We start from the raw sequence: 25,359 nt of genomic DNA on the forward strand, positions 1-25,359 counted from the left end.
GTTGAGAAACCGAACCGGACTCGAGTTGAATGGCCGTTACAGATGCTATAGCCCCGGAGCGCAACAAAAGCAGGGATATCGCTTTTGCTGGCGGTATCGTCGCTATCCTGGCGATCCTGTTTCTGCCCATCCCTGCACTTCTGATTGATATGGGGCTTGCCCTTTCGATCGCGCTCTCCGTCCTCATCCTCATGGTGGCGCTGTGGATTCAGAAGCCCCTTGAGTTCTCGGCCTTTCCGACGGTTCTTCTGATCGTAACTTTGCTTCGCCTGTCCTTAGGCATCGCAACGACCCGCTTGATCCTCGCGAAGGGACATGAGGGCGTTTCCGCTGCGGGCCACGTTATCTATGGATTCTCCCAGTTCGTGATGAGCGGTGACTTCGTCATCGGAATTGTCGTCTTTCTCATCCTCATCACGGTCAATTTTCTTGTCATCACCAAAGGTGCAACCCGTATCGCCGAGGTCGGCGCTCGTTTTACCTTGGATGCAATTCCAGGAAAGCAGATGGCCATCGATGCGGACCTTTCTGCAGGGCTCATTGATGACAAGGAGGCTCAACGCAGGCGCAGGGAACTCGAGGAGGAAAGTGCCTTTTTCGGTTCCATGGACGGTGCGTCGAAGTTCGTCCGTGGCGAAGCCGTAGCGAGCTTGATCACCATTGCGGTTAACATCTTCGGTGGAATCATCATTGGAGTGACCCGTCATGGCATGACCCTGTCTCACGCCGCAGATGTGTTTACTAAACTCTCCGTTGGCGACGGTCTTGTTGCTCAGATTCCGGCTCTGGTCGTGTCCTTGGCCGCTGGCCTGCTAGTCTCCAAGGGGGGAACACGCGGGACTGCAGAGCAAGCAGTCATGGGGCAATTGGGGGCTTATCCGCGGGCATTGTTTGTTGCCGCTATCCTTATGTTTGTCTTTGCCCTCGTGCCGGGGCTGCCATTTATCCCATTTATGGGGCTTGGGGGCCTCATGGCCTTCATTGCATATACTATTCCAAAGCGCCTGGCGGAGCAGCGGGCAGCCGAAAAGGCGAAAGCAGTTGCGGCTGAAGAGCAGAGCCGGACGGATACGAAGGACTCGGTGAAGGAATCTCTTAAGACCGCTGAAATTGAGCTCTGCCTAGGTAAGCATCTCGCGGTGCAGCTACTCAGTTCCCATAGCGAGTTGGCGCATCGTGTTAGCAAGATGCGACGGAAGTTTGCGCAACAGTATGGATTTGTTGTCCCGGATATTAAGCTATCTGACAGTCTCACAATTCCTCCGAAAAGCTATCAGGTGAAAATCCACGGCACGGTCGTCGTGAGCCAAGAGACACGTCCTGGCGAACTCTTGGTAGTCATCGGCGATGGCCCTAAGCCCGATGTGCCCGGCGATGAGGTTCGTGAGCCCGCTTTCGGCATGAAAGCGATGTGGATCTCCGATGCCTATGCCAGTGAAGTAAAGCGCGAAGGGTTTAGCCCTGTCGACAGCAATTCTGTTCTTCTGACTCATCTGAGCGAAGTCATCCGAAACAACCTGCCTCAGCTCTTGTCCTACAAGGACATGCGCTCACTCCTTGACCGGCTTGACCCGGAGTACAAGAAGCTTATCGATGATATTTGCCCTTCTCAGATATCATATTCTGGCCTTCAGGCGGTTCTAAAGCTGCTCCTGGCGGAGCGTGTCTCCATCCGCAACTTGCACTTGATACTCGAGGCAATCGCAGAAATTGCTCCGCATGCCCGTCGATCTGAGCAGATTGTGGAGCATGTTAGAATGCGTATTGCGCAGCAGATATGCGGGGATCTGGCGGATGGTAGTGTACTGAACGTCCTGCGCTTGGGTAACAGATGGGACCTTGCCTTCCACCAGAGCCTGAAGCGCGATGCAAAAGGCGATGTGGTTGAGTTCGACATCGACCCGCGCCTCGTTGAGCAATTTGGCTCGGAAGCTTCAGAGGCAATTAAAAAGCGCATGAAGGAAGTTCACAGCTTTGCGCTAGTGACTGCGCCGGACGCACGACCTTACGTGCGAATGATCATCGAGCGTCTCTTTACGACGCTTCCGGTGCTCTCACATCTGGAGATCGCTCGCGGCGTCGAAATCAAGTCGCTTGGGACAATTTCGTGATTCCGGTCACACAAGAGACGTTTCTAGCAGTCTTCCTCATTTTCTGCCGCGTTGGTGGGTGCCTGCTGATCGTCCCTGGCTTTTCAAGTGCCCGGATCCCTCCGCAGGTCCGGCTTTTCATGGCACTGGCCGTCAGCCTATCGATCTCGCCGTTGCTGATCAGCAAATTTCAAGGAGATCTCAAAGGGATAGCCCCAGGTACGACACTGTTCTGGATATTTTCTGAAAGTGTCACAGGGCTCCTGATCGGCCTTCTCGGGCGTATCTTTTTCATGGCTCTGCAGACCCTTTCGACGGCAATCGCTATGGGGATCGGCTTCGGTAGCCTAGCGGGCGCACCTATGGATGATGGTGAATCCCTCCCTGCGATCGGATCATTAATTATGATGGTCGCCACGGCACTGGTTTTCATGGCGGATCTGCACTGGGAGCTCTTTCGAGGATTAATTGCGTCCTACTCAAGATTACCGCCGGGCGAGAGCTTTGGCACACAACTCGCTCTGGTCCAGATCACTGACCAGATTACGGCTACATTCCTTCTTGCGCTTCGGATCAGTAGCCCATTTATCGTCTACTCCGTTATCGTGAATCTAGCGGTCGGACTTGCAAATAAGCTGACCCCAACTATTCCAGTCTACTTTCTGGCGACCCCTTTCGTGCTGCTGGGCGGTATGCTGATGCTATACTTCCTGTTCAAAGAGTTCATGCTCCTGTTCATTGCTGATTTCGCTGCATGGTTAAGCCGAGGGTAGAGTTTCTATGAACCAGCGCCTTACCAAAGCCAAACGTCTCTTAAAACTTCAAGAGCAGTTGCACGAAATCGAGAAATGGAAGCTCGCTGGCCTCCGGAAGAAAGGAGGGGAGCTTCGTGAGGCTCAGGCATCCCTCATTCAGACATTAAATGACGCCGAGGCCCTTTATGGTCTTTTTGTTGACGCCAGAGCTAGGCGGCTGCAGCAACTTGCATCTCAGGAAGCTCACAACAAGCAGCTTGAGGAACAACAAAGCGAGGTTGCTCTTGATCGAGCGAAGAAAGTCAAGCGTATCGAAAGAGCGGTTAGCCGCCTGAAGGTGGATGATCGGCGTGCGGTCGAGAAAGCTGACTACATGCAACTTCTGGATATTTTGACTTCAAAGCCGAAAGCAAGCCTCCCGTAAGCTAAAGACACTAAAGAGAGGCAAAGGGGAGAGCAAGAAGGAGCATTCATGGGAATCAAGCCGCCCTCAGACATCGTGCTAGATGTGGCACGCGCTGCGGATCCCGTGAAACTTCAGACTGCAAGCCGTAAGCTGATGGAACTATCTGATAGCGGTGGCGCCACCGAATTTGCGGAAGTTTTTAACTCCATGCCGCATAGAGGTGGAACAGCGACAAAGGATCCTTATGCAATTCAAGTGATCTCCCAGAATCAGACCACTCTGGGCAGTGCTGCGAAGCCTGGGTCTGCTTACCAGCAGTTTGAAGCCTTCGTTCTGCAGAGTTTCATAGAGTCGATGTTGCCGAAAGACTCCGAAGCGACCTTTGGAAAAGGGACTGCTGGTAGCGTATGGCGATCTATGATGGCTGAGCAGATTGGCGCACAAATCGCCAGGGCAGGAGGCATTGGGATCGCATCAAAGTTGCTCGCGGGGCGCGCAGTTTCAGCTAATGAAAACGCTGTGGCAAGCCCCACAGTGGCCGGACATGCGTCGGAGAGCGAGACCTAGAACTCGTCTTCTGTGAAGTAAGCGATCTTTGGGCATATCAGAGGGTACAGCCTTGTCGATGTTAAGAAAATCTATTGAGCGCCTTGAGGAGACAATTGAGGCTGAAACCGCCGCTCTTCTTGCTCATGTGCCAATCGATCATCAGGAATTCAACAGGCGTAAGAATCAGAGCCTTCTGGAGCTCACGCGTCTTGTTCGCCATTTGCAAGACGAGCCTACGAAGCAGGACCTGACAGAGCAACTTCAGAGCCTAAAGACGAAACTTGATCAGAACCACGCCGTTCTCGAAATGAATCTTCGAGCTGTTCAGGAGGTTGCTACCATCATTTCGGAAGCAATTCAGAGTTCCGAGTCAGATGGTACATACTCTGCTGGTATCCTTCCCGTATCGCCAGAGTAGTTGGTCATGGGGCGAATTCTGGTTACGGGCTTCTGGATTTGTGCGATCACGCTTCTGTCGTGCTACGGCGCGGTTTATTGGGGTACAGGCCTAAAGATTGTCAAGCAAGATGAATACTTAGAAGGACTAGAATATCGCAAGGTTCGAGCAATCAATGTCCCGGTGATTGCAGAGGGCGCCGTTCAGGGCTACGTGATTGCCAACTTGGTCTTCACAGCGGATGCAAGAACGCTCCGCAACCTCTCGGTGCCGATAGAGACGTTCTTTATCGATGAGACGTTTCGCCAAGTTTATTCCGATGAAAAATTAGATTTCAGGAAGCTCTCGAAATATGACGTGCCGGCTTTGCTTGCCAATGTTAAGCGTAAGGTAAACGAGCGGATGGGCGCGGAGATCGTTAGGGATGTGCTTGTTGAGAATTTCAATTTTGTCAGCAAGAGCGACATTCGTTCGTAGTTAGTGGAGTGTTCCTCCAATTGCACAGGATAATCCCTGCATTGACTAAAGCAGCTGCTCTAAGCCGAAAGCGGCGATCTCAGAGCTTTGAGGCTGCCCGTCGTTTGACGGTTCCTGGGTGAAATTTGAACTGTAAGCCGCTGCCCAAATTGTCGGTGTTTAATGTGGCGAGCTGAGCAGCTTCTCCCCCGCATATGACCGGATTGTATTCATAATTGTTTTATAGCTGGCTTCATCCATGGCCAGGACAGCGCCGCCGCAAACATTGCCATTTCCTTTGAAGCCGTAGCGAAGGACGTTCGTTGTTTGCAGAGGGCCCGGGCCGCGCGAGATATATCCCTGCGTGCCCAGAGAGCCGCTTCGGCCGTGAATAACTTCAAGGCCATCGGACGTGCCGGAGAGCCCCACTGGAACGATCCTTAGCCTTTGTCTCGATTGAGACCCGACCGCCAGTTGAGAGCCTGCAATAGAGACCATCGTTTCTGGCTCAAAGTGGAGAAACGCCTCGAACGATATCGGGTTGTGTAGACGGGTAAAGTGGTCGAAAACTGCAAGAGCCCCAAGGTTTTCGAGCACAATAAAAATCCTCTGGTGATTAAACGATGGGCCGTAGATGTTGCTGCCAACCTCGTAGAGATGAACGCCTGAGGTGCGGGTATGGGATGTAAGCCAGGATGTTCCCGAGCCAGGCTCACATCCGTTTGGAATCGCGAGGTTGTGGGCTTGTGGAGATCCTAAATAGCGGCGTGCTTCCTCGGTTTGGGGCGACAAGGACCCTGATGCCTCGGTGATCCACCGCCGGCCACCGCTCGCGAAGACGAAGGATGTTGAATCCCTGTGCCCTTCCAGGGAACTTTGTTCGGATAAATTTACGCAGAAGTACCCCCAACTGCGTCCCTGCTCGTAGAATCTTGTGGCGATTATGTCCGATGAAGGGCTCACAAAGGTCCTTGCGCCTTGAGGGTAGGAAAGCTCTGCGCGTATCCCTTTGTCGTGCATCCAATGTTTGCCGTAGCCGGACAATAGCTTCCGGATCCAAGCAGCATGACGGAGGTTAAAGGGGGTGTCGCCAAAGGGAGGAAGTGCCCCACCAGGGTCTGTTAGTGAAATGAGCTGTTGTGTCGCTTCCCTCAGCCGCGGCGCGAGATACTGACAGAGAGGCGCAACTTCCGGCATGCCATTCATGACCTCGTTGAGGATCACGCCTAATGAGACAAGCTCCAAACGCCCATGAAGCGAGTCTATAGTAAACTCACCATTCCGGCCCATGAGTTCGTCGAAACCTTCGCGGAGCTTGGATAGTGCTAAGAGCGTCCAGTATGGTGCCAAGGGGGCGCGAGAGAGCGTTCGTGACGCGTCGAGCAATGCGGCCGAGGCGAAGACATGGGACAGCGAATGGCAATGTGTATTCTGGCCAATGATCTCGGCTAAAGCGAAGCCATGGCGGATCACTTCTCCTAATAACCCTCGTATCTGTCTGGCATCATTCTTTTGACCCAGCGTTGCTCGACGGTACAGAAGCTCTAAAAGCACCTCCATCCGCTGCGCTACAGCTGTTGGATCGAGACTTATTTTGTCCCTGACATGGTTCCACGGGTTTGCCCGCGACCATGATAAAGCAAGCTCAATCGAGCGATTCAGTGCTTCAGGTTTATTCAGGCCCGGGAGGTCAAGCAGCCAAGTAAGGGATTGATACTGCGTCCGCCAAGCCGGCGATCCATAAGGATCCTCATCCCATGATGGAGAGGCAGGTAAAGGCCAGGCTGGAAAACCCTCGATGTTCAAATCGCCGGAGATGACACGATTGACGGGATGCTGTTGAAGGCCCCTCAAGCGGTAGAGCATTTGGGCTGGCCGTACGAGGTTTGTTGGCTCCGCCCATTCAGATATGGGTTTCGTTGGCTCGTCAGCTCCTGGGCCTGAAATGTCGCTTTTTAAGCGCCGAACAGCAGTACTGACGAAGTCGGCGTCCTCGTCAATCTCACCTTCGATATTCTCAAGAAGAAGATCGTACCCAAGAGAGATTTCCAGCGGCAAAACCAGTTCAACGCGCGAAGAGTCATTCCAAGTGCAGAAGCCCAGCTCCACAGTTGTGGCATTTGGTGGTGCTATGAGCTCAAGCGTAAAGCGCCGAGCCCGGGACCGCGTAGGAATGCCGATGAAGGCGCCGATCGTAGGAGCTGTAAGTGTCTCCGGATAGGGCTGCGGAATTTCGACTCCCTGCCCATCGCGATATGTCACGCGTACAAGCGCGCCCTCGGAGGCGGTGTCATCTGTAATTACTTGACCGCGAACGAAAAGATTATGACCTGGCACTAGACCGAAGTGAAGCCAGTGCGGACGAGATGACAAGATCAGCCAGTTTCGGCGAGCATCGAACGTGGCTTTGTTCTCGGCGCGAGAAGGTATCAGCGCGTCTGTGGATGAATCTGCCTGTCCCCCAGGCTGAACGAACTGAACCAGAGATACATCTCGGATCACGAAAGGCTTCGTGTTGCGCCAGCTTCGTATCGTTACCTGAACCTGCGTTGCAGGCGCTGGTACAAGAAAGCCGCTTCTAATGGTTCGAGTTCGTCTAAGGCGTGCCGTTCCAGGGCCGCTAACCGGATAATGGTATGGGTCGATCTGGCCCCGCACGAGACCTGGTACATAAGCAAAGTCGATACTCGAGCCATCCTCCGCCTGAAAGTCGACACCTATGACGGCGCAATCAGTCGCGTCATTCTCCGCCTCATCGCTTTGGAATTCGATCTCGAAGCTGAATTCGCACCAGACGTCAGGAGTAAGTTCCCGAAAAAGCAGGATGAGACGAGACCATCTGTTCTTCGTGGCAATGACGTGGGAGCCATCTTGCGAACCTGGCTCAGTGTCACCTGCATGTTGGATCAAAGCCGGCAAGATTTGTCTTACGCCCAACATGGAACCGGAGGTCTCCAAAACTCAGTAGCGATCGGACAGTCGCAGGACTGGACGATATCGTTTCAGCCCATTCTGCCCCGAGGCTAAACTCATCAGGATCCTTTGAGCAATCCTGGTCTTCGAAGGGTAGGTCCACCGAGCTACAGAAGCAACGAGAGCCCTGACAGGTCCCACATATTGATCAGCCGACGAAGGTATATCCGATGTATCGTTTTGCCTCGATGGGATCGTAGCCGAGGCGGGCGCGCAGCTTCTTGCGCAGCTTGCTGACATGCCCCTCAATCACGCTCTCCTCGACATCGTTGGAATAGATGCCATAGATGGCGTTGAAGATCTGGGTCTTGGTCAGGCGCCGGCCCTTGTTGCGCACCAGATATTCGAGAATATGCCGCTCGCGGCGGGGCAGCGGCAGGCTGGTGCCGTCGATCTCAGGATCGCGCCCGTCGAAATACACCTTCAGGCGCTCCGTTGCCGCCGGCCCGGCCTGGCTGGAGCCGTTGACCCGGCGCCAGATGGCCTCGGAGCGGGCCAGGATCTCGCGCACATGCACAGGCTTGCGCACCACATCGTCGAACTTGGCGGTGAACAGCGCCAGGGTCTGCTCGAGGGAGCGGATTTCGCTCAAGGCGATGATCGGCGCCCGGGAATGGCGGCGAATGGCCTCGGCGCAGGCGATGCGCTCCTGGAATTCGCCGAGCAGGAAGCCCTGAATGGCATCGAGATCGGTGCTGGAGGCGGCTGTGAGCCAGTCCTTGAACTCGCCGGCGATGAGCCCGAGCGAGGAAACGCCTTCGCGATCGAAGCCAGCGACGTACGCAGCCGTCACCATCTGTCGTTCATCGACGACGATGTACATGATAGAAGCCCCCCGGCCTATGCAGTTTATAGTCGAACGCAGGTACGCGCGATGATATCGCGAGTTGCTGGCGGTGAACGCCTGAGCAACGACTTTTTTACTTTTACGTTTTACTACTGCTGGTGGGCGAGTGTGCTTGGTTGGACCGCTCTGGCCCCCCGAATCAGTAGGATTATTGATAAATGCCGGGTGGGCGCCGTTGCGTCAATGACAAAGGCGTGCGGCTTGGAGTTGGGCCGGTGCTTCTCTCCGAGTGTTGCAGGCAGGTCATACGGCCGCGCCCAAAGGCAACCCCGCCAACAGCAACATCCACACCAAAAAGCGCGGACACCGAACCACATCAGCTACTGGAACGTGGTGGCTCTCGCGTCCTTATGGATCGGAAGCAGGAGCGGGTGCTGCTTTAAAAGAACGAAAGCTGTAAGCAGGCTCCAGTGCGTCCGCTGCCTCCAACCTGGCGCCCGCATAGTGCGATACTTTGTATCTATTCGTCCGGGCGAGACCAGTGACACAAGCGCCCGCTATCAAAGGTGAGCAAGTTAGAGAACTGCCCGACTGATATGTTATTAGATAAATTGAAATCTTCCCGTATCGCGACCGCGGAGGCCCTGTGAATGCGCATCCCTCGGAATTAACCTGACGCCTAGCTTTCTTTGGGATTGCGCTTAATCCGTTTGCCGATTCAGGCTTATAACTCTAGGTAAGCGGGGAGTTTCCGCATTTGCCCTGGAGTGCACGCCAAATGGTTTCAACAAGACGTTTTCTCATGGCCTCCTCTCTGGCGCGGCTTATCCGGAAGGAGCGCGGCGGCACGCGCGTGACGGAGGGCCACTTTCCCAACCAGGCAGACCGTAGCTCCTACGTGCACATCGAAGGGGATCAAGGCAGCCTCGTTCTCATCACAGGAGGCCCAGGATCCCCCCTTGAGGAGCGTACGGCTGTTCCCCGCTCGCATGCCGAGGCACTCCTTGATGTAACGCCTGGGAAGGTCGACTATGTTCGGACTGACCTGTCCATCGGCTCTCGCGAAATCCAGATAAACCGCTTCGTCACACCGGGCCCTCTCGACCTCATCGTGGTTGAGTTCGACGATAATGACGAACCTAAGGATTTCCGTCCTCTGCCGTGGTTTGGGCCCGAAGTCACCGCCGAGGCCGCGTACCAGAACCGTTCAATTGCGCTCAACGGGCTCCCGTCGGCCTTGGACGTTCCGCTCTCTAATGCTGCCCTCAACAGCCTGTTAGACACTCTGGAGAACCGCTTCAGCTCGTCCCGACAATTCTCCTATGCACCGTCGCAGAGCCATGCAGAGCAGTCGGAGCCACGCCGTCGCTCTGGAGGGGCATCTGAAAAGCAGGCTTCCTCGACGCCGCCTGCGAAACAGGCGCAAACAGCCGCAGCCTTAGAAGGGCCCTCCAGAGAGGAATTAAACCTCGACATCGAGGATAGCGTCATCCGAGAGCTTGCACGTTCGCTGCGGCCCCAACAAAGATAGGCGGAGAAAGCAGGCTTCTGCACCTCCCAACCTCTTGGGAAACAGGCACGCGCGAAGGCGGGCGAATTTTTATTGGCTCGCTGATGCTGCTCAAGGGAGCCTTCTATGCTAGCGGTTCAGGGTGATATCGCCCTGAACCGACCTCTCGCGCTCATAATGCGTACTGCTGCCAAGCTCAGCAGCATATTTACCTTTGGCGAACAAGCTATGATCCAAGTGGCAGGCGAAATCGCCTTGGCTATCGGCGATCCTGCGGCACGTAGCAGATTGATTGTAGGCATTGAGCCATCAGTGAATCGCGGTCCGGTCACGTGCCAACTGAGATAAGGCCGAAGCGAATTAAAGAGTTCGGGGGCTGTCGATTCCAAAATAGCAGATGCCGTCTCCCGGAACCGCATTTGCATTTGGAAACACGATATAGCCCGCTCTAGGCGCTGTAACCGGATCGCCATTCGCGCGCCGAGCGATGACCGCTCCTGACGGAACCGAATCCCCTGTCTTCCAGCTTCCCTCAAGGCTGTCGCCATTTTCCCTGCAGAGGACAACATCAACGATCTGAATGACTTTCTCGACGGAAGCTTTAGGCAAGGGGGCCTCAATTAATCCGAGATGCGCAAGAGCATTAAGGATTGCCCGATAGCCCACTTCGACGGCGGCTGGATCTTCATGGGTGCCACACTCCAGCGTGACGCCATAGCCACCAGAAAAGCGCATGTACTCTGTCGTGCCGACGCCCTCGGAAATCAACTTGTCAGTAAAGCCGAGTTGCTTCCGCTCGTTCAAAAAGCGCTCGTAGACATCGAGCCAGCCGTGAATCACGACCTGCACACCAAGGCTTGCCGCGAATGCTCCCTCTTGAGAGGCAAATCGGAAAGTCTCCATAAGGCCCCTGTTGTCTGGAGGGCCGGCGAAAATAAAGGGTTCGCCTTTGCCGCGGAATGAATGGATATCGAGAAGGACATCATGCTCACGCAAAAGGGCGCAGATTCGATTTCCAACCTTGTCTTCATAGTCGGCCGGGATCGTCTTTTCGCGCAGATCGCGATTGAGATTCCTGTCGCCTTCTCGCGTTCCCTGTCGATAGGCCTTCATGTTCGCAACGGGAACGAAGGTCACTTCTCCGCGGCGAATATTGAGCCTCCCGGTACGACAATCCGAAATTGCTTTTAGGATAGCTTGAGGACCACAAATTTCGTTGCCGTGAACAGCCCCTATGATGATCAGCCGAGGGCCGCGCTCAAGGCCAATAAAACGCACGACCTCGAGGGGTGTTGTTTCTGTATGATGCAGGGGGGCATCAGTGTCATCGTAATTGATATCGATCAGCATCCCGGGTTTTAGGTGTTGCGAGAACTCTGAGATTCGATCTGCTGGGATTCCGATGCACCCGGCCGTCCCGCTCATATCGGCACTTGCCGCATGAATGAAAAGAGCGCTGCCGCGTCCGACTTCAGGCATTGCATCATTGAAACCGATAGGCACGACAACTTCGAAAAGGGCCTCGTCGCGGGGCCTCTGCAATCTGTCATGGATACGCTGGTCATCTTCTGCGTAGACGAGACGGTTGTAAGCCTCCCCGTTCTCCTCCCAAATCATGCCATCCGACATGGGGACAAATGGGAATGCAAGATTATGTGCGAAGTCAGGGCGGGCAGACTCATTGAACAAGCCATAGCGCAATGGAAAGATCCCGATGGGGGTGCGCTTGTCGCCCTCGCGCTTAAGAGAGGCCTGAATTAGCCCCGCCGCTCCAACTGTGCATGGTGTTTGCCATTGGCCGATGGATAAGGTGCCGAGATGAAGCTCACCATTTTTGCGGGGAACGCGGACCCGTATCGTCGGGGCAGATGTCATCGGCGGGATCTTTCTGTCGCATACATGCTGAACGAGTACTTCAGCCTAAGGAATTTCTGGTTCGCTCATGACGTTGTCGGGAGCTCTTAAGACGCGTGAGGCTCCCATGCCGGAAGCTCGTTGTTGCGGCGGCAGCGAACAAAGTGGTGGGTTCCGACCTCCTTCAGATCCGGCCCAGGAGGCACCCGACAGAGATCTCTTGCCTCGGGGCAGCGTGGGTTGAACCCGCACCCAGCCGGAGGATTCAGAGGATTTGGAATCTCTCCGGTGATTTTATTGCCTTGGCGATTTCTGAATGGGTCGGGAATAGCCTCAATGAGTGCGCGTGTATAAGGATGGCCAGGTGTCGAGAAGATCGTCTCCCAACCACCCGACTCGACAATGCGGCCGAGATACATGACGGCGACCCTGTCGCTCATGTGTTCGACGACGCCGAGGTCGTGGCTGATCATGATATATGAGAGGCCGAAAGTTTCCTTCAGCTCTAGAAGAAGATTGATGATCTGTGCCCGGATCGACACGTCAAGTGCCGAGACAGGTTCATCCAGAATAACGATCTGAGGCTTCAGAATGAGAGCCCGGGCGATGCCGATCCGCTGCCTTTGGCCGCCAGAAAACTCATGGGGGTAGCGCTTCGCAACATCGGGACGCAGTCCGACACGGCGCAGCATGTCCGCAATTCTATCGTCGATCTCGCTTTTCGTCGTGATGCCATGAAGGCGTAACGGAGCTTCGAGGGTTGTACGCACCGTCTGACGCGGGTTTAGAGACGAGTATGGGTCTTGGAAGACCATCTGCGTCATGCGGGCTCGGTCCATCCGATCCTTCGCATCGCCCGAAATGGGTTGACCGTCGATAATGATCCTTCCTCTGGTCGGCGCTTGCAGACCCAGAATAGAAAGGGCCAAGGTTGACTTCCCGCAACCTGACTCGCCGACGAGCCCAAGGCACTCGCCTCGCTTCAATTCCAGGTCGACACCATCGACTGCATGTACGACCTTGTGGCCCCCGGCAAATAGACGGCCACCAACGGGGAAATGGACGGCTAGATCTTCGACCTTCAAAATGGTGTCGAGCATTGCCTCAGCCATGATGGTGACACCGTACAAGCCCGCCTCGCTCAAGCATGGTTGCGCCTGGCTCCTCAGTCCGGCAAATGTCGGTCGCCATGTGACATCTTGGATTGAACCGGCAGCCATTCGGAAAAGCCGACACTGGCGGGACCACTCCCTCGATTTCTTGGAGACGTTTTCTCCCATGTCGCGCCCGGGCACCGAGGAGGGGCAGCGAAGCCACCAGGCCATTCGTATATGGGTGACTGGGAGAGCGAAAGATATCTTCTGCGGCTCGCTCTTCCACAATATGGCCCGCATACATGACGCCGACACGACGGCACATATTGGCAATCAGGCCAAGATCATGGCTGATCATCAAAACCGCAGTCCCTTGAGCGGAGGATAATTCGCGAATGAGGTCCAGGATCTCAGCCTGTACGGTGACATCAAGCGCCGTGGTCGGCTCATCCGCCAGCAGGAGGTCAGGGCTGCAGGCGAGGGCAATGGCAATCATAACGCGCTGCCGCATGCCTCCGGACATCTGGTGCGGATAGTCCTTCACGCGACGATCAGGGGCGGGGACACGAACGCGCGCAAGGGCCTCGATAGCGAGTTTCTCAGCTTCATTCCAAGTCGCTCCTCTATGGAGAACGAACATTTCCGCGATCTGCCGCCCCACTGGTGAGAGTGGGTTGAGAGCCGTCATCGGCTCCTGAAAGATCATAGAGATCCGATTTCCTCTAAGCTTTCGCATCTCACGTGAAGGGAGCGCACGGATGTCGCGCCCGTCGAACCTGATCTCTCCTCCTGTGATGATCAGAGGGGGGCGAAGTAGCCCAATCAGTGCAAGAGCCGTGATACTCTTGCCGCAACCGGATTCTCCGACGAGGCCCAGGGTTTCACCTTTTTCGATCGTAAGGGATACGTTCTCGACGGCATGAAAAAGCGTGTTCCCAACAGCGAGACTGATCTGAAGATCTCTAACCTCTAGAAGTGGCGGCGCGCTCATATCCGACGTGTCCGGGATTGAGGGTCCAAAATATCTCGGAGGCCATCGCCCAAGAGGTTCAAGCCAAGAACGGTTACGAAGATCGCCAGCCCTGGAAAGATGGAAATCCACGGGGCTGTCGTGATTTGGTCGCGGGCGTCAGACAGCATGCTTCCCCAACTCGGATAGGGAGGGCGGATCCCAAGCCCAAGAAAGGACAGTGAAGCCTCTGCGAGAACGGCTCCCCCCATCCCAAGGGTTCCGATGACGATAATCGGGCCAAGCATGTTGGGCAGGAGTTGCGTGAGCATAATCCTGATATCGCTGTAGCCGAGCACCTTAGCGGCCTGAACGTAGCCCTGGCTTTTGAGAGAGAGCGTTGAGGCACGCGCCAGTCGGCATGTGAATGACCAGTTGGTTAGGCCCAGCGCGATTAAAAGGCTCGTCAAGCCCGGATTGAGAATGGCCATGATGGCGAGGGCAAAGATCAGGGACGGAATTGCCAGCATGAGGTTGGTAAGACCACTCACGAAGTCGTCCCACCAGCCTCCCCAGTAGCCAGCCGAAAGGCCGAGACATACTCCGATAATGGTGTTGATCAGCTGAGAGACGATGCCGACAGTGAGCGAGATCCGCGCCCCGTGCAGGACCCGGCTATAGATGTCGCGACCCTGCGCGTCAGTGCCAAACCAAAACTCGGCACCTGGAGGCTCCTCGGCATACATCAGGTTTGCATCCATGACAGGATCCGTGTGCGCCAGCAATGGAGCGAGCAGACCAGCTACGACCACAATCGCAAAAAGGATGCCTCCAATCAGGAGATTGGCTCTGATCTTCATTCTACGCTCTTATGTATATTTGATGCGTGGATCGATAAGGGCACAGAGGACGTCCACTAGGGTGTTAATGACTAGAAATGACAGGACAATCAGTAGAATTGCACCTTGAACGACGGGAATATCGCGCAAGGTCACGCTGTCAACGAGGAGAGATCCAAGTCCTGGCCAAGAGAACAGTTTTTCGATTACGACAGCCTGTCCGATAACGGTGCCGAACTGCAGGCCGATGGTTGTCAGGACAATGACGAGGGCATTACGTGTGAGGTGCCATTGAACCACCTTGCGCTCACTCATGCCTTTTGCGCGGGCCGTACGCACGAAATCGGCGTTCATGATCTCGAGCACAGCGGCTCTGGTCGTTCGTGCAAGCAGGGCCATCGGAGCGACGCCCAGAGCGATAGAGGGCAGAACTAGGTAGCGTAAACTGCCATCGCCATAGCCAAAGCTCGGGAGCCATCCGAGGACCAAGGCGAAGAGATACATCATCAGCAGGCCCAGCCAAAACTTTGGCAGCGACAGGCCGGAAACGGCGCCGACCATTGAAACCGTGTCGACCCAACTTCCCGGGCGCAGAGCCGCAATGAAGCCAAGCGGAACTCCAACGACAATGGAGAACAGCATCGACGCAAATGTGAGCATAAGGGTCGGCCACATGCGTTCCGCAAGGACCTTCGTCACTGGCTGGCGAGTTCGGAACGACGTGCCAAGATCGAGCTGGACCAGCTGGGCTACATACTTTCCGAAGCGCACATAAACAGGATCGTTAAATCCGAACTCCTTGTTCATGCGCTCCATCACCTGCACGTCGATGACACTGCGACCATCATCGCTCATGCTCGACGCGAAGGTGCCCGGTATGACGCTGAACAAAATGAATATGATCAGCGCCACAGCGAGCAGGATGGGAACGGTTTGAAGCAGGCGTCGAAGGAGAAAAGCAGCCATTCAGGAAACCGTTCCTGGCGCTTGGTCCAAGAGGACGCAGCGCCAGGATCCTTTCAGGACAAGAGGTTCTAGGTCGATGGTTTACTTTGCGGCTGGCGAAGATTCGTCGACCCACATCTCCTCGAAGTTCTGAATCGCGAGTTCGGTCGCGTTCGGCTGCAGGCCCTTGAGCCAAGGCTGATGGGCCATAACGGCTTTGTTGTAGTTGAAGAACCAATAAGGCGCTTCATCAAAGACGATGTTGTTGACCTTTGTGAGGTTCTCTACTTTTTTGGTCGCGTCATTGGTCGAGCCAGCTTCGTCCAGAAGTTTGTCGACTTCCTCGTTCTTGAAGAGGGTGTAGTTACAGGCAGTCTGGGGCGTCTTAGAGTGGAAGCACTTCAAGGCTGCCTGCGGATCCGGACCCGTGGAGAGAGACCAAAGGAAGGCCTGATATTCGCCCTTGCGGACGACTTCGGACAGAACCGATCCTTCAACCGGCTTAATCTTAGCCTTGATGCCCACTTTCTCGAGCATGGGGATGACGGCTTCAGCAATCGGGATGCCCCAACTCTCATTGGAGGTCGCGGTCCACTCGAACTCGAACCCGTTAGGATAGCCGGCTTCCGCAAGCAGCTTCTTGGCTTTCTCGGGATCATAGGGGTAGGGCTTCACGGACTTGTCGAAACCCGGCGAGGTCGGGGGGAGCCAGCTTGTCGCCCGGTATGCCTTATCCTTCACGAGACGCTTGATAATGAGGTCTGCATCGATGGCGTAATTGATGGCCTGCCGCACCCGCTTGTCCGCGAAAGGCTTGAATTCAGGGTTCATTCCCATGACGCGGGTATAAACCTCTGCGACTTCGAGCAGGCCCTTCGACAATTCGGGGTCATTTTTGTACGCCACGTATTGAGCCGGGCCCAAGATTGAGGCGTCGATTTCCTTGTTGCGGAATGCAACGTCACGGGCCGATGCTTCGCCCATGATCATGATCGCGACCTTATCGGCGTAGGGCTTGCCGGTATTATAGAATTTGTCCCAGCGCTCTGCCACCAGACGGGAGCCGGGCACGTACTCTGCGAGTTTGTACGGGCCGAGACCAATTGGGTTCGACGCGAAAGCCTCGTTCTGCGATTCCCCAGTTGGATAAATAGACGTTGTCGCTGTCCAGAAATAGAAGCCTGGGTCAATCCGCTCGGTAAGCGTCATCTCGAATGTGTTGTCGTCGATCTTGCGAAGGCCAGATATGGTCTTCGCTTGACCTTTCTCGACATCGACTGCGCCCTTGATCATGCGAACATAGCGCGCGCCGGGATAGGCCTTTCCGCCATCCATGAGATGGTTGTAGGTCCATATAATGTCGTCGGCACTGAGCTTTCGGCCGTTATGGAAATAAGCGTCGTCGCGCAGTTTGAAAGTATAAGTCAGGCCATCGCCGGAAGCCTCGACCGATTTCGCAAGCTCAAGGACAGGCTTTCCGGCTGCCGCATCCCAATTATAGAGGGAGCGATGGATTGCCTTTGCCCAAATCTCATCCTGCGCACGGTTTGACGTGTGAATGTCGAGATTCGCGAAGCTTGATCCGTAAGGGGCGGTGAAGCGGATCGTTCCTCCCTTCCGCGGCGTCTGCGCTTCTGCGACGCCGCCAATGGCCAAGGCGATCGCCGTTGTAATCAAAAGTCTTTTCAGCACGGTGGTCCTCCAGATATGTGGTCATGCGTGAAAAACCCTGCGGGCTGATCCATGCATGTCAGGCACCCATTGAAAGAGTGCCGGTTGCTGTCCAGGCGCGTCCCTCTTTATTTTTAAGCAACGCCATGGCGGTCGTGAACGATCACACCTCCTCGAATGGTAAGTTCACAGCTAGTGTTGTCAAGAATATCCTCAGGGGCAGCCGTCAGCAGATTCCGGGAGAAGACAGCAATATCGGCAAGTTGCCCTGGAATGAGGCGACCCTTAATGTGTTCGAGCTTCTGCGAGAAAGCCCCGAATTCGGTGTATGCTTGTAGTGCGTCCTCGATAGACACTCGCTCACGAGCGTCCATGACGGTACCCTTCCATGTTTTGCGGGTCAGCATGGCATAAAAGTTCGGGAAGGGATTGGGCTCGCAAACGGGAGCATCGCTCCCTGTCGCAGGTTTTAAACCGAGATCTATCCAGGTCCTGAAGGGATAGCTTCCTAACGACCTCTCTTCTCCGAGAACGGAAACGTAAGCATCTCCGAAGTCGTAGATGAATACCTGTTGAGGGCAGGGGTAGATCCCTGCAGCGACCATGCGCTGATGCTGCTCTGGTGTTGAAAAGCCGGAATGTTCAATCCGATGACGCCGATCTGTGTCTGGAATGGAAGCGAGCGCACGCTCATAGGCCGTGATCAGCTGCTCGATCGCAGCATCCCCGATCGCGTGACAGGCAAGCTGGTAGCCTTTGGCATGCGCGTCCATGACGAGTTCATTCACCACCTCGTCCGACATCATCTGCACGCCGGTTGTCTGGTCTTCGCCGAGGTAGGGGTAAGACATCCATGCCGTTCGGCCTCCGGCCGAGCCGTCGAGAAACAGCTTCACGGCACCGATCATCAGCATATCGTCTCCGGTGCCTGTAATTAGGCCGGCCTCAAAGCACTGCGGAACAATCGATCCGTCCGGATCTCCTAGCAGCGTCAGCCAAGTTCTGACGGGCAGGCGCCCTTCACGCTTTGCGCGATGATAGGCTGAAATTTCGCTAAACCCACCTCTTTGGCCAACGGCAGCATCCATGCAGCTCGTAATGCCATATGAGAGCAGATGTCGGCCGCCTCTTTCAATTGCAGAGACGAGTTGCTCCTCATTGGGTGGAGGAATGACTGCCCAAACCGGAGCGCGCGCATTCTCAGCCAGAAGACCGGTCAAGCGCCCGTTTTCCTGCTCGATCAATCCTCCGGGCGGGGTGGCCGATGACTCATCGATGTTAGCAAGCTTTAGAGCTAACGAGTTGCAGATCGACACATGCCCGCAAGTTCGGGTCAGCATTACGGGATTGTTAGGTGCGACCTTGTCCAGCTCGCTGCGATGTGGATGCCGCTGAACATCGAGCTTGGTCTGGTCATAGCCGCGCGCCAGAATCCACTCGCCAGGCTGAGCCTGTAAGGCCCGCGCCTGTATGTTCGAGAGCAGCCCGTCAAGAGTCGGCACGGTTGTCGGCCGAGCGTCGACCCAGTCCATCACAAGGCCAAGCGAGATGAGGTGGAGATGGGAGTCGTTCAGGCCCGGCGTTGCAAAGCGCCCCTCTAAATCTACCACACGTGTCGCTGGACCAATCAGCGTAGCGATTTCATCATCGCTTCCGACTGCCAGAACGCGCCCTTGCCATACAGCGAGGGCTTCAGCGACCCCGTCATTCCGCCCACACCAGATTGACCCATTACGCAGAACCAGATCCGCCTGCATTTGCACCATTCCCTCTCGAATTTTGTACTGTGTGATGTGCCCAGCATCCTAAAGAGCTCGCTCACTTTGGCAATCTCATATCGGATCGAGAGGCCAGATGGGGCGGCGAACCTTTCTATAGGGACGCTCCTTGAAATTACGTGTCGAGAGTGCGCCAGTGTCAACTTCGATGACCTCGCGTGCGATGGGTTCGAACGCAGCGCGGAAGTGCTGCATCGACTTAACCACCAATGTCGACTTTCGCGTCGGGTCGATGCCAAGTGACGTGAATTGCGCGAGATCCGTCGCCTGGCCATTGTGACTTATCACGATGATATCGACGCCACCAACGCGCAGAAGAAGACTTAAACCATAATTGCGCTGCGCCCCGCCACCCATCGGCCCATAAGCAATGAAGCGCCCATCCGTGATGGCTGCGACATGTCCCGTGACCTCCAATGGACCTCCCCCCATGCTGGGATCAGTCTTGCCTCCAAGCAGCATCGTAACCTCGTTCCCGACGCCGGCTGCCTGGGCCTGTCGCACAGCCTCGGGGTCGCAAATGGCGTGGAATCCGACGTTCTGGAGATCTGCATCGAGGATCGCTTTTAGAAGCGTCGTGGCGTCTCCGTAGGCTCCGGAGCCAGGATTGTCAGAGTAGTCAGCGATGACGAGAGGTTTCGAGGCGCTAGTTCCATCTTTAGCTTTCGCTATAGCCTCGTCGAGAGGCGTGAAATGAATCGAGGAGAATGCTCGCTGCTCCCACGCATAGTCCATGAGCTCCTCTGCGAGGGCCTGCGCCGCATCTCGGTCATTTCCTGTGACTGCAATGGAAGGGCCGATATCGTGGACATCGGCCGATGAGAAGCCTGCCTGGACGCTGACGACGAGAGCTTTTCCGGCGGTCTCGATAAGCTCTCCGCGGCGAAGCAGCTCCATCATAGGCGGCGATGTCGTCCGGCCTCCGTCAAGCGCGTAAAGGATAGGTCGCCGCGCTATGGCGACTTTTGGGCCGATTTTGCTCTCAAGGGCTTGCTGTAGAAGTGAAGCGCCCTGCCAGGTTCGCTCGTACTGATCCACGTGAGGATAGGTGCGATATGAAATCAAGGCATTGGCATGATCGGCCATCTGCTGCGTCACGGTCGCGTGCAGGTCGAGGATCACGACGATTGGAACATCGGGACCAACGCGAGTACGGAGACGGGACAGAAACTCTCCTTCGCCGTCGTCATAATCGTCCGTCGACATCGATCCATGCAGATGAAGGAGGATGCCGTCCACGTTATCGCTTGCGGCGATGACCCGTCCGGTCAACGAATCGAAACAGGCTGTTGTGACGCGACCTGACGGATTGGCCGATGCGACGAGCGGGTGAATGAGGTCCCATTGGAACCGCTCTGCGGCCTCGAAGGCTGCGCCCATCGACGTTCTGGTTCCACGGAAGGCTCGAGGGATTTCGTCATCGAGATAAAAGCTAGACTTTCTGAACGCGTCCTCATCTGTCTTTTGGATGCTGAATGTATTCGTCTCGTGCATGAATTCCGCAACAAGAACCCGCCTTCCCATGTCGCCTCCCTCCTCGAACGCAGATAGCGCGCTTGATATTTTATTTCGCTTGGGCGTGGCATTTAGCCTGAACTTTGCCAGGATCATGTCAAGGACGAAAGGATTCTTCAAATGCGAATCCCATTTTTGGTTTCATGATGATATGATGTTACAAAGAGATTTCTCTTACTAAGAAAATCTAGAGCGAGCATCTGGCGACCTTCTCGCCGGGATGACCGAAGCCAGCGCCTCTTCCGGTTTAAAAGCATATCTGCCGTTCTGCCTCTGCGGCCGTTTTTAATAGGGCGCCCATGACCATAGGGCCGTCCAGCGGACGCTATGCCTGGCATCAGGGGAATGGCTGGAGGCGGAAAAGGGCGGTAACGCAGATCGCTGATCCGAGAGGAGCTTGTATTCTTTTAAAAGGCAAGGCTTTGGCTCCGAGCGATTTTGAACTCGAGGATTTTCGGGAGGCCGATCTCATCTACTTGTCTGCACGCGGGCCTGTCATTGTGGGATCCTCGCGGATTATCAACATCAGGGTGCGCGGAGAACGTCCCGTCTCGGAGCGATGACGGTAGTGTGATTATGCGCCACTATGGCACTAGGGTTGGGCACGTCCCAGTATCCTAATGAAAGCCAGCCGATACTTAGATAGGCGCAGAACACGGCGCCGCTTGTCAGTGTCGAATTTTTCCATTGCCGGGATTTGCGGGCGCTCAAGGGCGAAGGATGGGGAAACGCATTCAGTCCAAGTGATGGAATTAAGCGTCTATTCTGGTTCTGCGTGCTCTGAGAGCGCTTTCAAAAGCTCGAAGCATTTCTCGGCCACAATCGGAGGGACCTTTGCGTCCCCATCGTAATGGCGCATGAGCACGGCATTCGCTTGCTCATAAAGGTCATTCAGGTTCCCTGAGATCCCAGGACGGCAGCTTGGAAACGCCTCTCGCTTACGGGTTTTGCGGCCTTTGATGTGGTGTGCTGGCTCTTTCTCGAAGAGAGACAGAATTTCCTCTTGCTTTGCGCTTTTTCTGAGATCTGCAAAAGCAATGATATCGGCCATACGCATCTCCACTACAACTGCCTGCAAACTTACCGCCTTTGACGAAAGGGCTCGGGGCAATTTCGAGTTATTTCAAAACTCTGCCGGAGGTGCTCCAGTTCCCGAACTTCGGTGGTCGTCCCCTCACCACCCTTCAATGTGCATATCGAGTGCGGCCTCAGGAATAAAATCCACAGCCTGCACAACTTGTTGACTGATTATGATCCGCCAGAAGCTTCAAAGTCGCTCGTGGCAAATTTAATTCAATTACCTTTGGAATAGGGCCGTCTGTAGGAAAATACGAAGAGAGTTTTAGCGGCCGCAAGGAATCCGCACCAAATAGGTGATCAAGATTGGTCAGAAGCTCCATAATTGATTGTATATGGGTTTCTATGGGGGATGCCTGACCTACATTCTGCTCCCGAGAAACTCAGGGGGCGTTCCCCTGCACAGAGCGGAAGGGAAGGATATAGGTTCTTATTGCATAAATATGTGGCACCCGTATCAAGCGGGCGATACCAAGCCGCCCTCTGTCTCGAGCCTGCCCTGAACAGACCGACCTCCGCTTCAAGATTAAGTATTTAACGTCGAAAGTCCGCAACGCTATGTCTGGCTTCAATCTCAAAGCCGCTTTCTTGAGGATTGCTGGGGTTCCCGAGACTGCCGATCTTCCTCCTGCTGTGAAGTTGTCGATCTCGGTTGCGGTTGTGATCGTCTTGACGGTCGTCACCACAATCGCTGCGTTCCTGTATAACAACCAGACCCAGCAAAGACTGTCGTCTTTACGTATCGAGAGCCGAGATGTCAGAATCGTCCAATTGGCGCTTCTGGATGTCGAGACCGGGGCGCGCGGCTTCGTTCTGACAGCGCGCCCAGAGTACCTGCAGCCCTATAGCGTCGGACTGCAGGTGCTAGACAACAACCAGCCGACGCTCGATCTGCTCGACAGATTTGTCGCTGACGAGGCTGGGGCGGCCCCAGGAACGCATGCATTCTCGGCGCTGGTGGCCCATTTTCGGTCTCAAATCGGAAAGATGATAGAGCCCGTCCAGGTTGGCGGTTCCAACGCTGCCGACCAGCGGATGTACCTGGACGGTAACAAGGCTGCCATGGATACGCTGCGGCAGTACATCGGTCAGTTTTTGGCCGCGAAGGCTGTTCAGGTCAATAAGGCCGAAGACAGTCTTGCGATGCTTCAGACGCTTCTCCTTGTGCTGCAGATCGTGAGTGGCATCGCCATCATGTTGGCGCTCTATTTGGCCTTCCGCGCCTTGGCGAGCCAAGCTCGCTCCCGTGCGGCCGCAATGTCAGCTTCCGTGCAGAGCCGAGAACAGGTTGAACATCTCCTCGCCATGGCAGACATGTTGCAAAGCGCAATGGGATACGAGGATGCAAACGCTGTCCTCCGAGCCACAGCGAAACGCCTGCTTTCCGGTTTGGGCGGCGCACTTTACATCTTCAATAATTCGCGTGATCGGCTTGACCTCTCGACCGCTTGGGGAGCCGACGAGGTCGACCCAACGTTGCCGCAAGTGATTTCACCCTCGCAATGCTGGGCGCTGAAGCGCGGCAAGCCTCATATCAACCAAGAGGGGTACGCGGCGTTGAAGTGCGATCACGCCCTAGAGGGACGAAGTGCACTGGAAATCCCGATGCTCGCGCGGGGTGAGATCCACGGTCTGCTCCAGATCTTCAGCAACGATTCGAGCGGAACACGGTTGGAGGCGCTCAAGCCCCTCGCAGTTGCGCTGGCTGATAATATGTCTTTGGCACTCTCAAGCATAGCGCTTCGGGAGCGGCTCCGAAATCAAGCGTTGCGTGATCCGCTGACGGGACTCTACAACCGCCGCTTCATGGAGGAGGTTCTTGAGAGCTTCGCGGTTCAGGCTGAGCGGCGCAACTCGCCAATGTCGGCTATCATGGTGGACCTGGACCATTTCAAAAAGCTCAACGACGAGCACGGACATGCTGTGGGCGACACCGTGCTCCGCGATGTTGCTGGCGTTATCCTGGCAACGATCCGCAAAAGCGATATCGCGTGCCGATATGGTGGCGAGGAACTGATCATTCTGATGCCGGACAGCGATCTGCCGGAAGCTAGGACGAAGGCAGAGGAAATTCGCAAGCGAATTGCTGAGCTCTCTCCGTCAGCTGATGTTGCTGTCAGCGCATCTCTCGGTGTTGCGTCAATCCCTCAAACATCCGCCGACCCGACCGAACTCCTCACGATGGCCGATGCCGCTCTATACAGAGCCAAGCATGAGGGGCGGAACAGGGTTGAGGCAGCTCCTCTGCGAATGGCCGCGGCAAGAAGATGAGGGAGAGCCCGTTCGCTGTCGGTGCAAGTTTGGCACTTAGAAGTCACTAGCATCTGCAAGGGAAAATGTACGCAGTCGCGTATTTCTGACGCTGCGACTGCGCCACCTTCTCGATTTCGGAGCTGCAGTCCTTACGCGCGCTCCTCCCAGATCCTGGCGAGCTCTACAACCGTTCTGACGGCCTTTTCCATATCCTGGCTGCTGACGAATTCTAGTGGAGAATGGAAGGCATGGCCACCGGCGAAGAGATTGGCACAGGGTAGCCCCATGAAGGACAGGCGTGAGCCGTCAGTGCCGCCGCGAATGCTGCCACGTACAGGTGTCATGCCAGCCCGGCGGATCGCCTCCATCGCGTATTCTGCAATCTCCGGATGCTGCTCAAGGACAACCTTCATGTTCCGATACTGCTCCTTGACCTCGAAGGTATAGCTGGAGCCTGGATAGTCTTTCAGGACCTCTCTCGCGATCGTTTCCAGCAAGGCTTCCTTGCTTTTGAGCCCCTCCTCGGTGAAATCGCGAATGATGAAGCTGAGATTTGCCTTCTCCATCACGCCTGAGGCGGCAATCGGGTGAATGAAGCCTTGACGGTCTCGTGTCGTTTCGGGGGCCATGTCCCTGGGTAGGCGCTCAATGATGGCGCTCATAATCTTGATGGCATTCTCCATTTTGCCGTAGGCGAAACCTGGGTGGATCGCCACGCCCCTGACGGTGATGTCGACGCCATCGGCTGAGAACGTCTCGTCTTCGAGCGTACCAGCCGTTTCCCCATCCAGGGTATAGGCAAAGGCAGCGCCGAGCTTGTTGAGGTCAACTTTGTCGACCCCACGTCCGATCTCCTCGTCCGTTGTAAAGAGGATCCGGATCGCACCATGCTTGATGTCAGGATTGTTGATCAGGAACTCGGCTGCCGTCATGATCTCGGCAATGCCGGCCTTGTCGTCGGCGCCGAGAAGGGTCGTGCCATCCGATGTGACGATATCATGCCCGGTAAGATCCTTCAGTACCGGATGATCGCCTACGCGAATGATCTGGTCAGGATCTCCCGGCAATTGAATGTCGCCACCCTGGTAGTTCCTCACGATCTGGGGCTTCACGTTGGTGCCACTGAAGTCCGGCGCCGTATCCATGTGAGCACAGAAGCATATGACGGGAACGCCGCTCTTGGCTGTGTTCTGCGGAATCGTCGCGTAGACGTAGCCGTGCTCGTCCAGATGCGCGTCGGAAATACCGATGGCGAGCAGTTCCTTGACCAGCAGGCGACCTAGGTTTTTCTGCTTTTCGGTCGAAGGCTGGGTCGATGAAGCGGGATCGGATTGAGTGTCAATGACGACGTAACGAAGAAAACGATCGGTAACGCTGGCGACCATGTTCGCAATCCAAACTATGAAGCGGGTCGTTGACTTTTAGCGGAGGAAAGCCGTCTCGTGAATGGGCTGCCCATAA

20 protein-coding genes are annotated in these 25,359 nt (G+C 55.4%); 8 read left to right on the forward strand and 12 right to left on the reverse strand.

What is annotated here, in order from left to right; genetic code table 11:
• Positions 1 to 29: 29 nt before the first annotated feature.
• From flhA to C4E04_RS03535, 6 genes are read left to right on the forward strand one after another with little or no spacing between them, the layout of a single operon-like run.
• On the forward strand, positions 30 to 2,111 hold the full coding sequence (flhA, locus tag C4E04_RS03510) for a flagellar biosynthesis protein FlhA (RefSeq protein WP_109595004.1): 2,082 nt from the start codon (positions 30 to 32) through the stop codon (positions 2,109 to 2,111).
• On the forward strand, positions 2,108 to 2,863 hold the full coding sequence (gene fliR / locus C4E04_RS03515; RefSeq protein WP_109595007.1) for a flagellar biosynthesis protein FliR: 756 nt from the start codon (positions 2,108 to 2,110) through the stop codon (positions 2,861 to 2,863). The genes flhA and fliR overlap by 4 nt, the downstream gene beginning before the upstream one ends.
• A gap of 7 nt (positions 2,864 to 2,870) precedes the next feature.
• A complete protein-coding gene (locus C4E04_RS03520) occupies positions 2,871 to 3,269 on the forward strand; it encodes a hypothetical protein (protein WP_109595009.1) in 399 nt (132 codons plus the stop codon).
• 48 nt (positions 3,270 to 3,317) lie between these two features.
• The gene (locus C4E04_RS03525; protein ID WP_109595011.1) at positions 3,318 to 3,818 is read left to right on the forward strand and encodes a rod-binding protein; all 501 of its coding nucleotides are present in this window, start codon (positions 3,318 to 3,320) and stop codon (positions 3,816 to 3,818) included.
• Positions 3,819 to 3,876: 58 nt separating this feature from the next.
• Positions 3,877 to 4,218, forward strand: coding sequence for a flagellar protein FlgN (locus tag C4E04_RS03530; protein ID WP_109595013.1), 342 nt, complete (start codon positions 3,877 to 3,879; stop codon positions 4,216 to 4,218).
• A 6-nt stretch (positions 4,219 to 4,224) separates the two neighbouring features.
• The gene (locus C4E04_RS03535; RefSeq protein ID WP_109595015.1) at positions 4,225 to 4,674 is read left to right on the forward strand and encodes a hypothetical protein; all 450 of its coding nucleotides are present in this window, start codon (positions 4,225 to 4,227) and stop codon (positions 4,672 to 4,674) included.
• A 159-nt stretch (positions 4,675 to 4,833) separates the two neighbouring features.
• On the opposite strand, the gene C4E04_RS03540 is transcribed toward C4E04_RS03535, so the two are convergent.
• Complete coding sequence (locus C4E04_RS03540) at positions 4,834 to 7,572, reverse strand: heparinase II/III family protein (RefSeq protein ID WP_162559259.1); 2,739 nt, start codon at positions 7,570 to 7,572, stop codon at positions 4,834 to 4,836.
• Between the two features lie 202 nt (positions 7,573 to 7,774).
• Complete coding sequence (locus C4E04_RS03545; protein ID WP_109594964.1) at positions 7,775 to 8,449, reverse strand: response regulator transcription factor; 675 nt, start codon at positions 8,447 to 8,449, stop codon at positions 7,775 to 7,777.
• 766 nt (positions 8,450 to 9,215) lie between these two features.
• Here C4E04_RS03545 and C4E04_RS03550 point away from each other — a divergent pair.
• Entirely contained in the window at positions 9,216 to 9,944 is a 729-nt protein-coding gene (locus C4E04_RS03550; protein WP_109595018.1) for a hypothetical protein, read from the forward strand.
• Between the two features lie 339 nt (positions 9,945 to 10,283).
• On the opposite strand, the gene C4E04_RS03555 is transcribed toward C4E04_RS03550, so the two are convergent.
• The 9 genes from C4E04_RS03555 to C4E04_RS03595 form a co-directional block, all read right to left on the reverse strand.
• On the reverse strand, positions 10,284 to 11,798 hold the full coding sequence (locus C4E04_RS03555) for a succinylglutamate desuccinylase/aspartoacylase family protein (RefSeq protein ID WP_162559260.1): 1,515 nt from the start codon (positions 11,796 to 11,798) through the stop codon (positions 10,284 to 10,286).
• Positions 11,799 to 11,884: 86 nt separating this feature from the next.
• Positions 11,885 to 12,889, reverse strand: coding sequence for an ABC transporter ATP-binding protein (locus C4E04_RS03560; protein ID WP_109600739.1), 1,005 nt, complete (start codon positions 12,887 to 12,889; stop codon positions 11,885 to 11,887).
• Positions 12,882 to 13,862: an ABC transporter ATP-binding protein gene (locus C4E04_RS03565; RefSeq protein ID WP_109595020.1), complete on the reverse strand. Its 981-nt coding sequence runs from the start codon at positions 13,860 to 13,862 to the stop codon at positions 12,882 to 12,884. Before C4E04_RS03565 ends, C4E04_RS03560 begins: the two co-directional genes overlap by 8 nt.
• Positions 13,859 to 14,680 carry an ABC transporter permease gene (locus C4E04_RS03570; protein ID WP_109595022.1) on the reverse strand — a complete coding sequence of 274 codons (822 nt, stop codon included), beginning with the start codon at positions 14,678 to 14,680 and terminating at the stop codon, positions 13,859 to 13,861. The genes C4E04_RS03565 and C4E04_RS03570 overlap by 4 nt, the downstream gene beginning before the upstream one ends.
• Before the next feature lie 9 nt (positions 14,681 to 14,689).
• Positions 14,690 to 15,625, reverse strand: coding sequence for an ABC transporter permease (locus tag C4E04_RS03575; RefSeq protein ID WP_109595024.1), 936 nt, complete (start codon positions 15,623 to 15,625; stop codon positions 14,690 to 14,692).
• Positions 15,626 to 15,706: 81 nt separating this feature from the next.
• The gene (locus C4E04_RS03580; RefSeq protein WP_109595026.1) at positions 15,707 to 17,296 is read right to left on the reverse strand and encodes an ABC transporter substrate-binding protein; all 1,590 of its coding nucleotides are present in this window, start codon (positions 17,294 to 17,296) and stop codon (positions 15,707 to 15,709) included.
• Positions 17,297 to 17,409: 113 nt separating this feature from the next.
• Positions 17,410 to 19,041: an amidohydrolase gene (locus tag C4E04_RS03585; RefSeq protein WP_109595028.1), complete on the reverse strand. Its 1,632-nt coding sequence runs from the start codon at positions 19,039 to 19,041 to the stop codon at positions 17,410 to 17,412.
• A gap of 66 nt (positions 19,042 to 19,107) precedes the next feature.
• Positions 19,108 to 20,688, reverse strand: a complete 1,581-nt coding sequence (locus tag C4E04_RS03590) for a M81 family metallopeptidase (RefSeq protein WP_109595030.1) — start codon at positions 20,686 to 20,688, stop codon at positions 19,108 to 19,110.
• 640 nt (positions 20,689 to 21,328) lie between these two features.
• A complete protein-coding gene (locus C4E04_RS03595) occupies positions 21,329 to 21,619 on the reverse strand; it encodes a hypothetical protein (RefSeq protein ID WP_109595032.1) in 291 nt (96 codons plus the stop codon).
• 584 nt (positions 21,620 to 22,203) lie between these two features.
• On the opposite strand from C4E04_RS03595, the gene C4E04_RS03600 reads away from it, so the two are divergent.
• A complete protein-coding gene (locus C4E04_RS03600) occupies positions 22,204 to 23,916 on the forward strand; it encodes a diguanylate cyclase (protein WP_109595034.1) in 1,713 nt (570 codons plus the stop codon).
• 131 nt (positions 23,917 to 24,047) lie between these two features.
• Here the strand turns inward: C4E04_RS03600 and pepT are convergent, their stop codons facing one another.
• The gene (gene pepT / locus C4E04_RS03605) at positions 24,048 to 25,283 is read right to left on the reverse strand and encodes a peptidase T (protein ID WP_109595036.1); all 1,236 of its coding nucleotides are present in this window, start codon (positions 25,281 to 25,283) and stop codon (positions 24,048 to 24,050) included.
• Between the last annotated feature and the right edge of the window lie 76 nt (positions 25,284 to 25,359).

The sequence above is a fragment of the Microvirga sp. 17 mud 1-3 genome, assembly GCF_003151255.1.
Classification (GTDB): Bacteria; Pseudomonadota; Alphaproteobacteria; order Rhizobiales; family Beijerinckiaceae; genus Microvirga.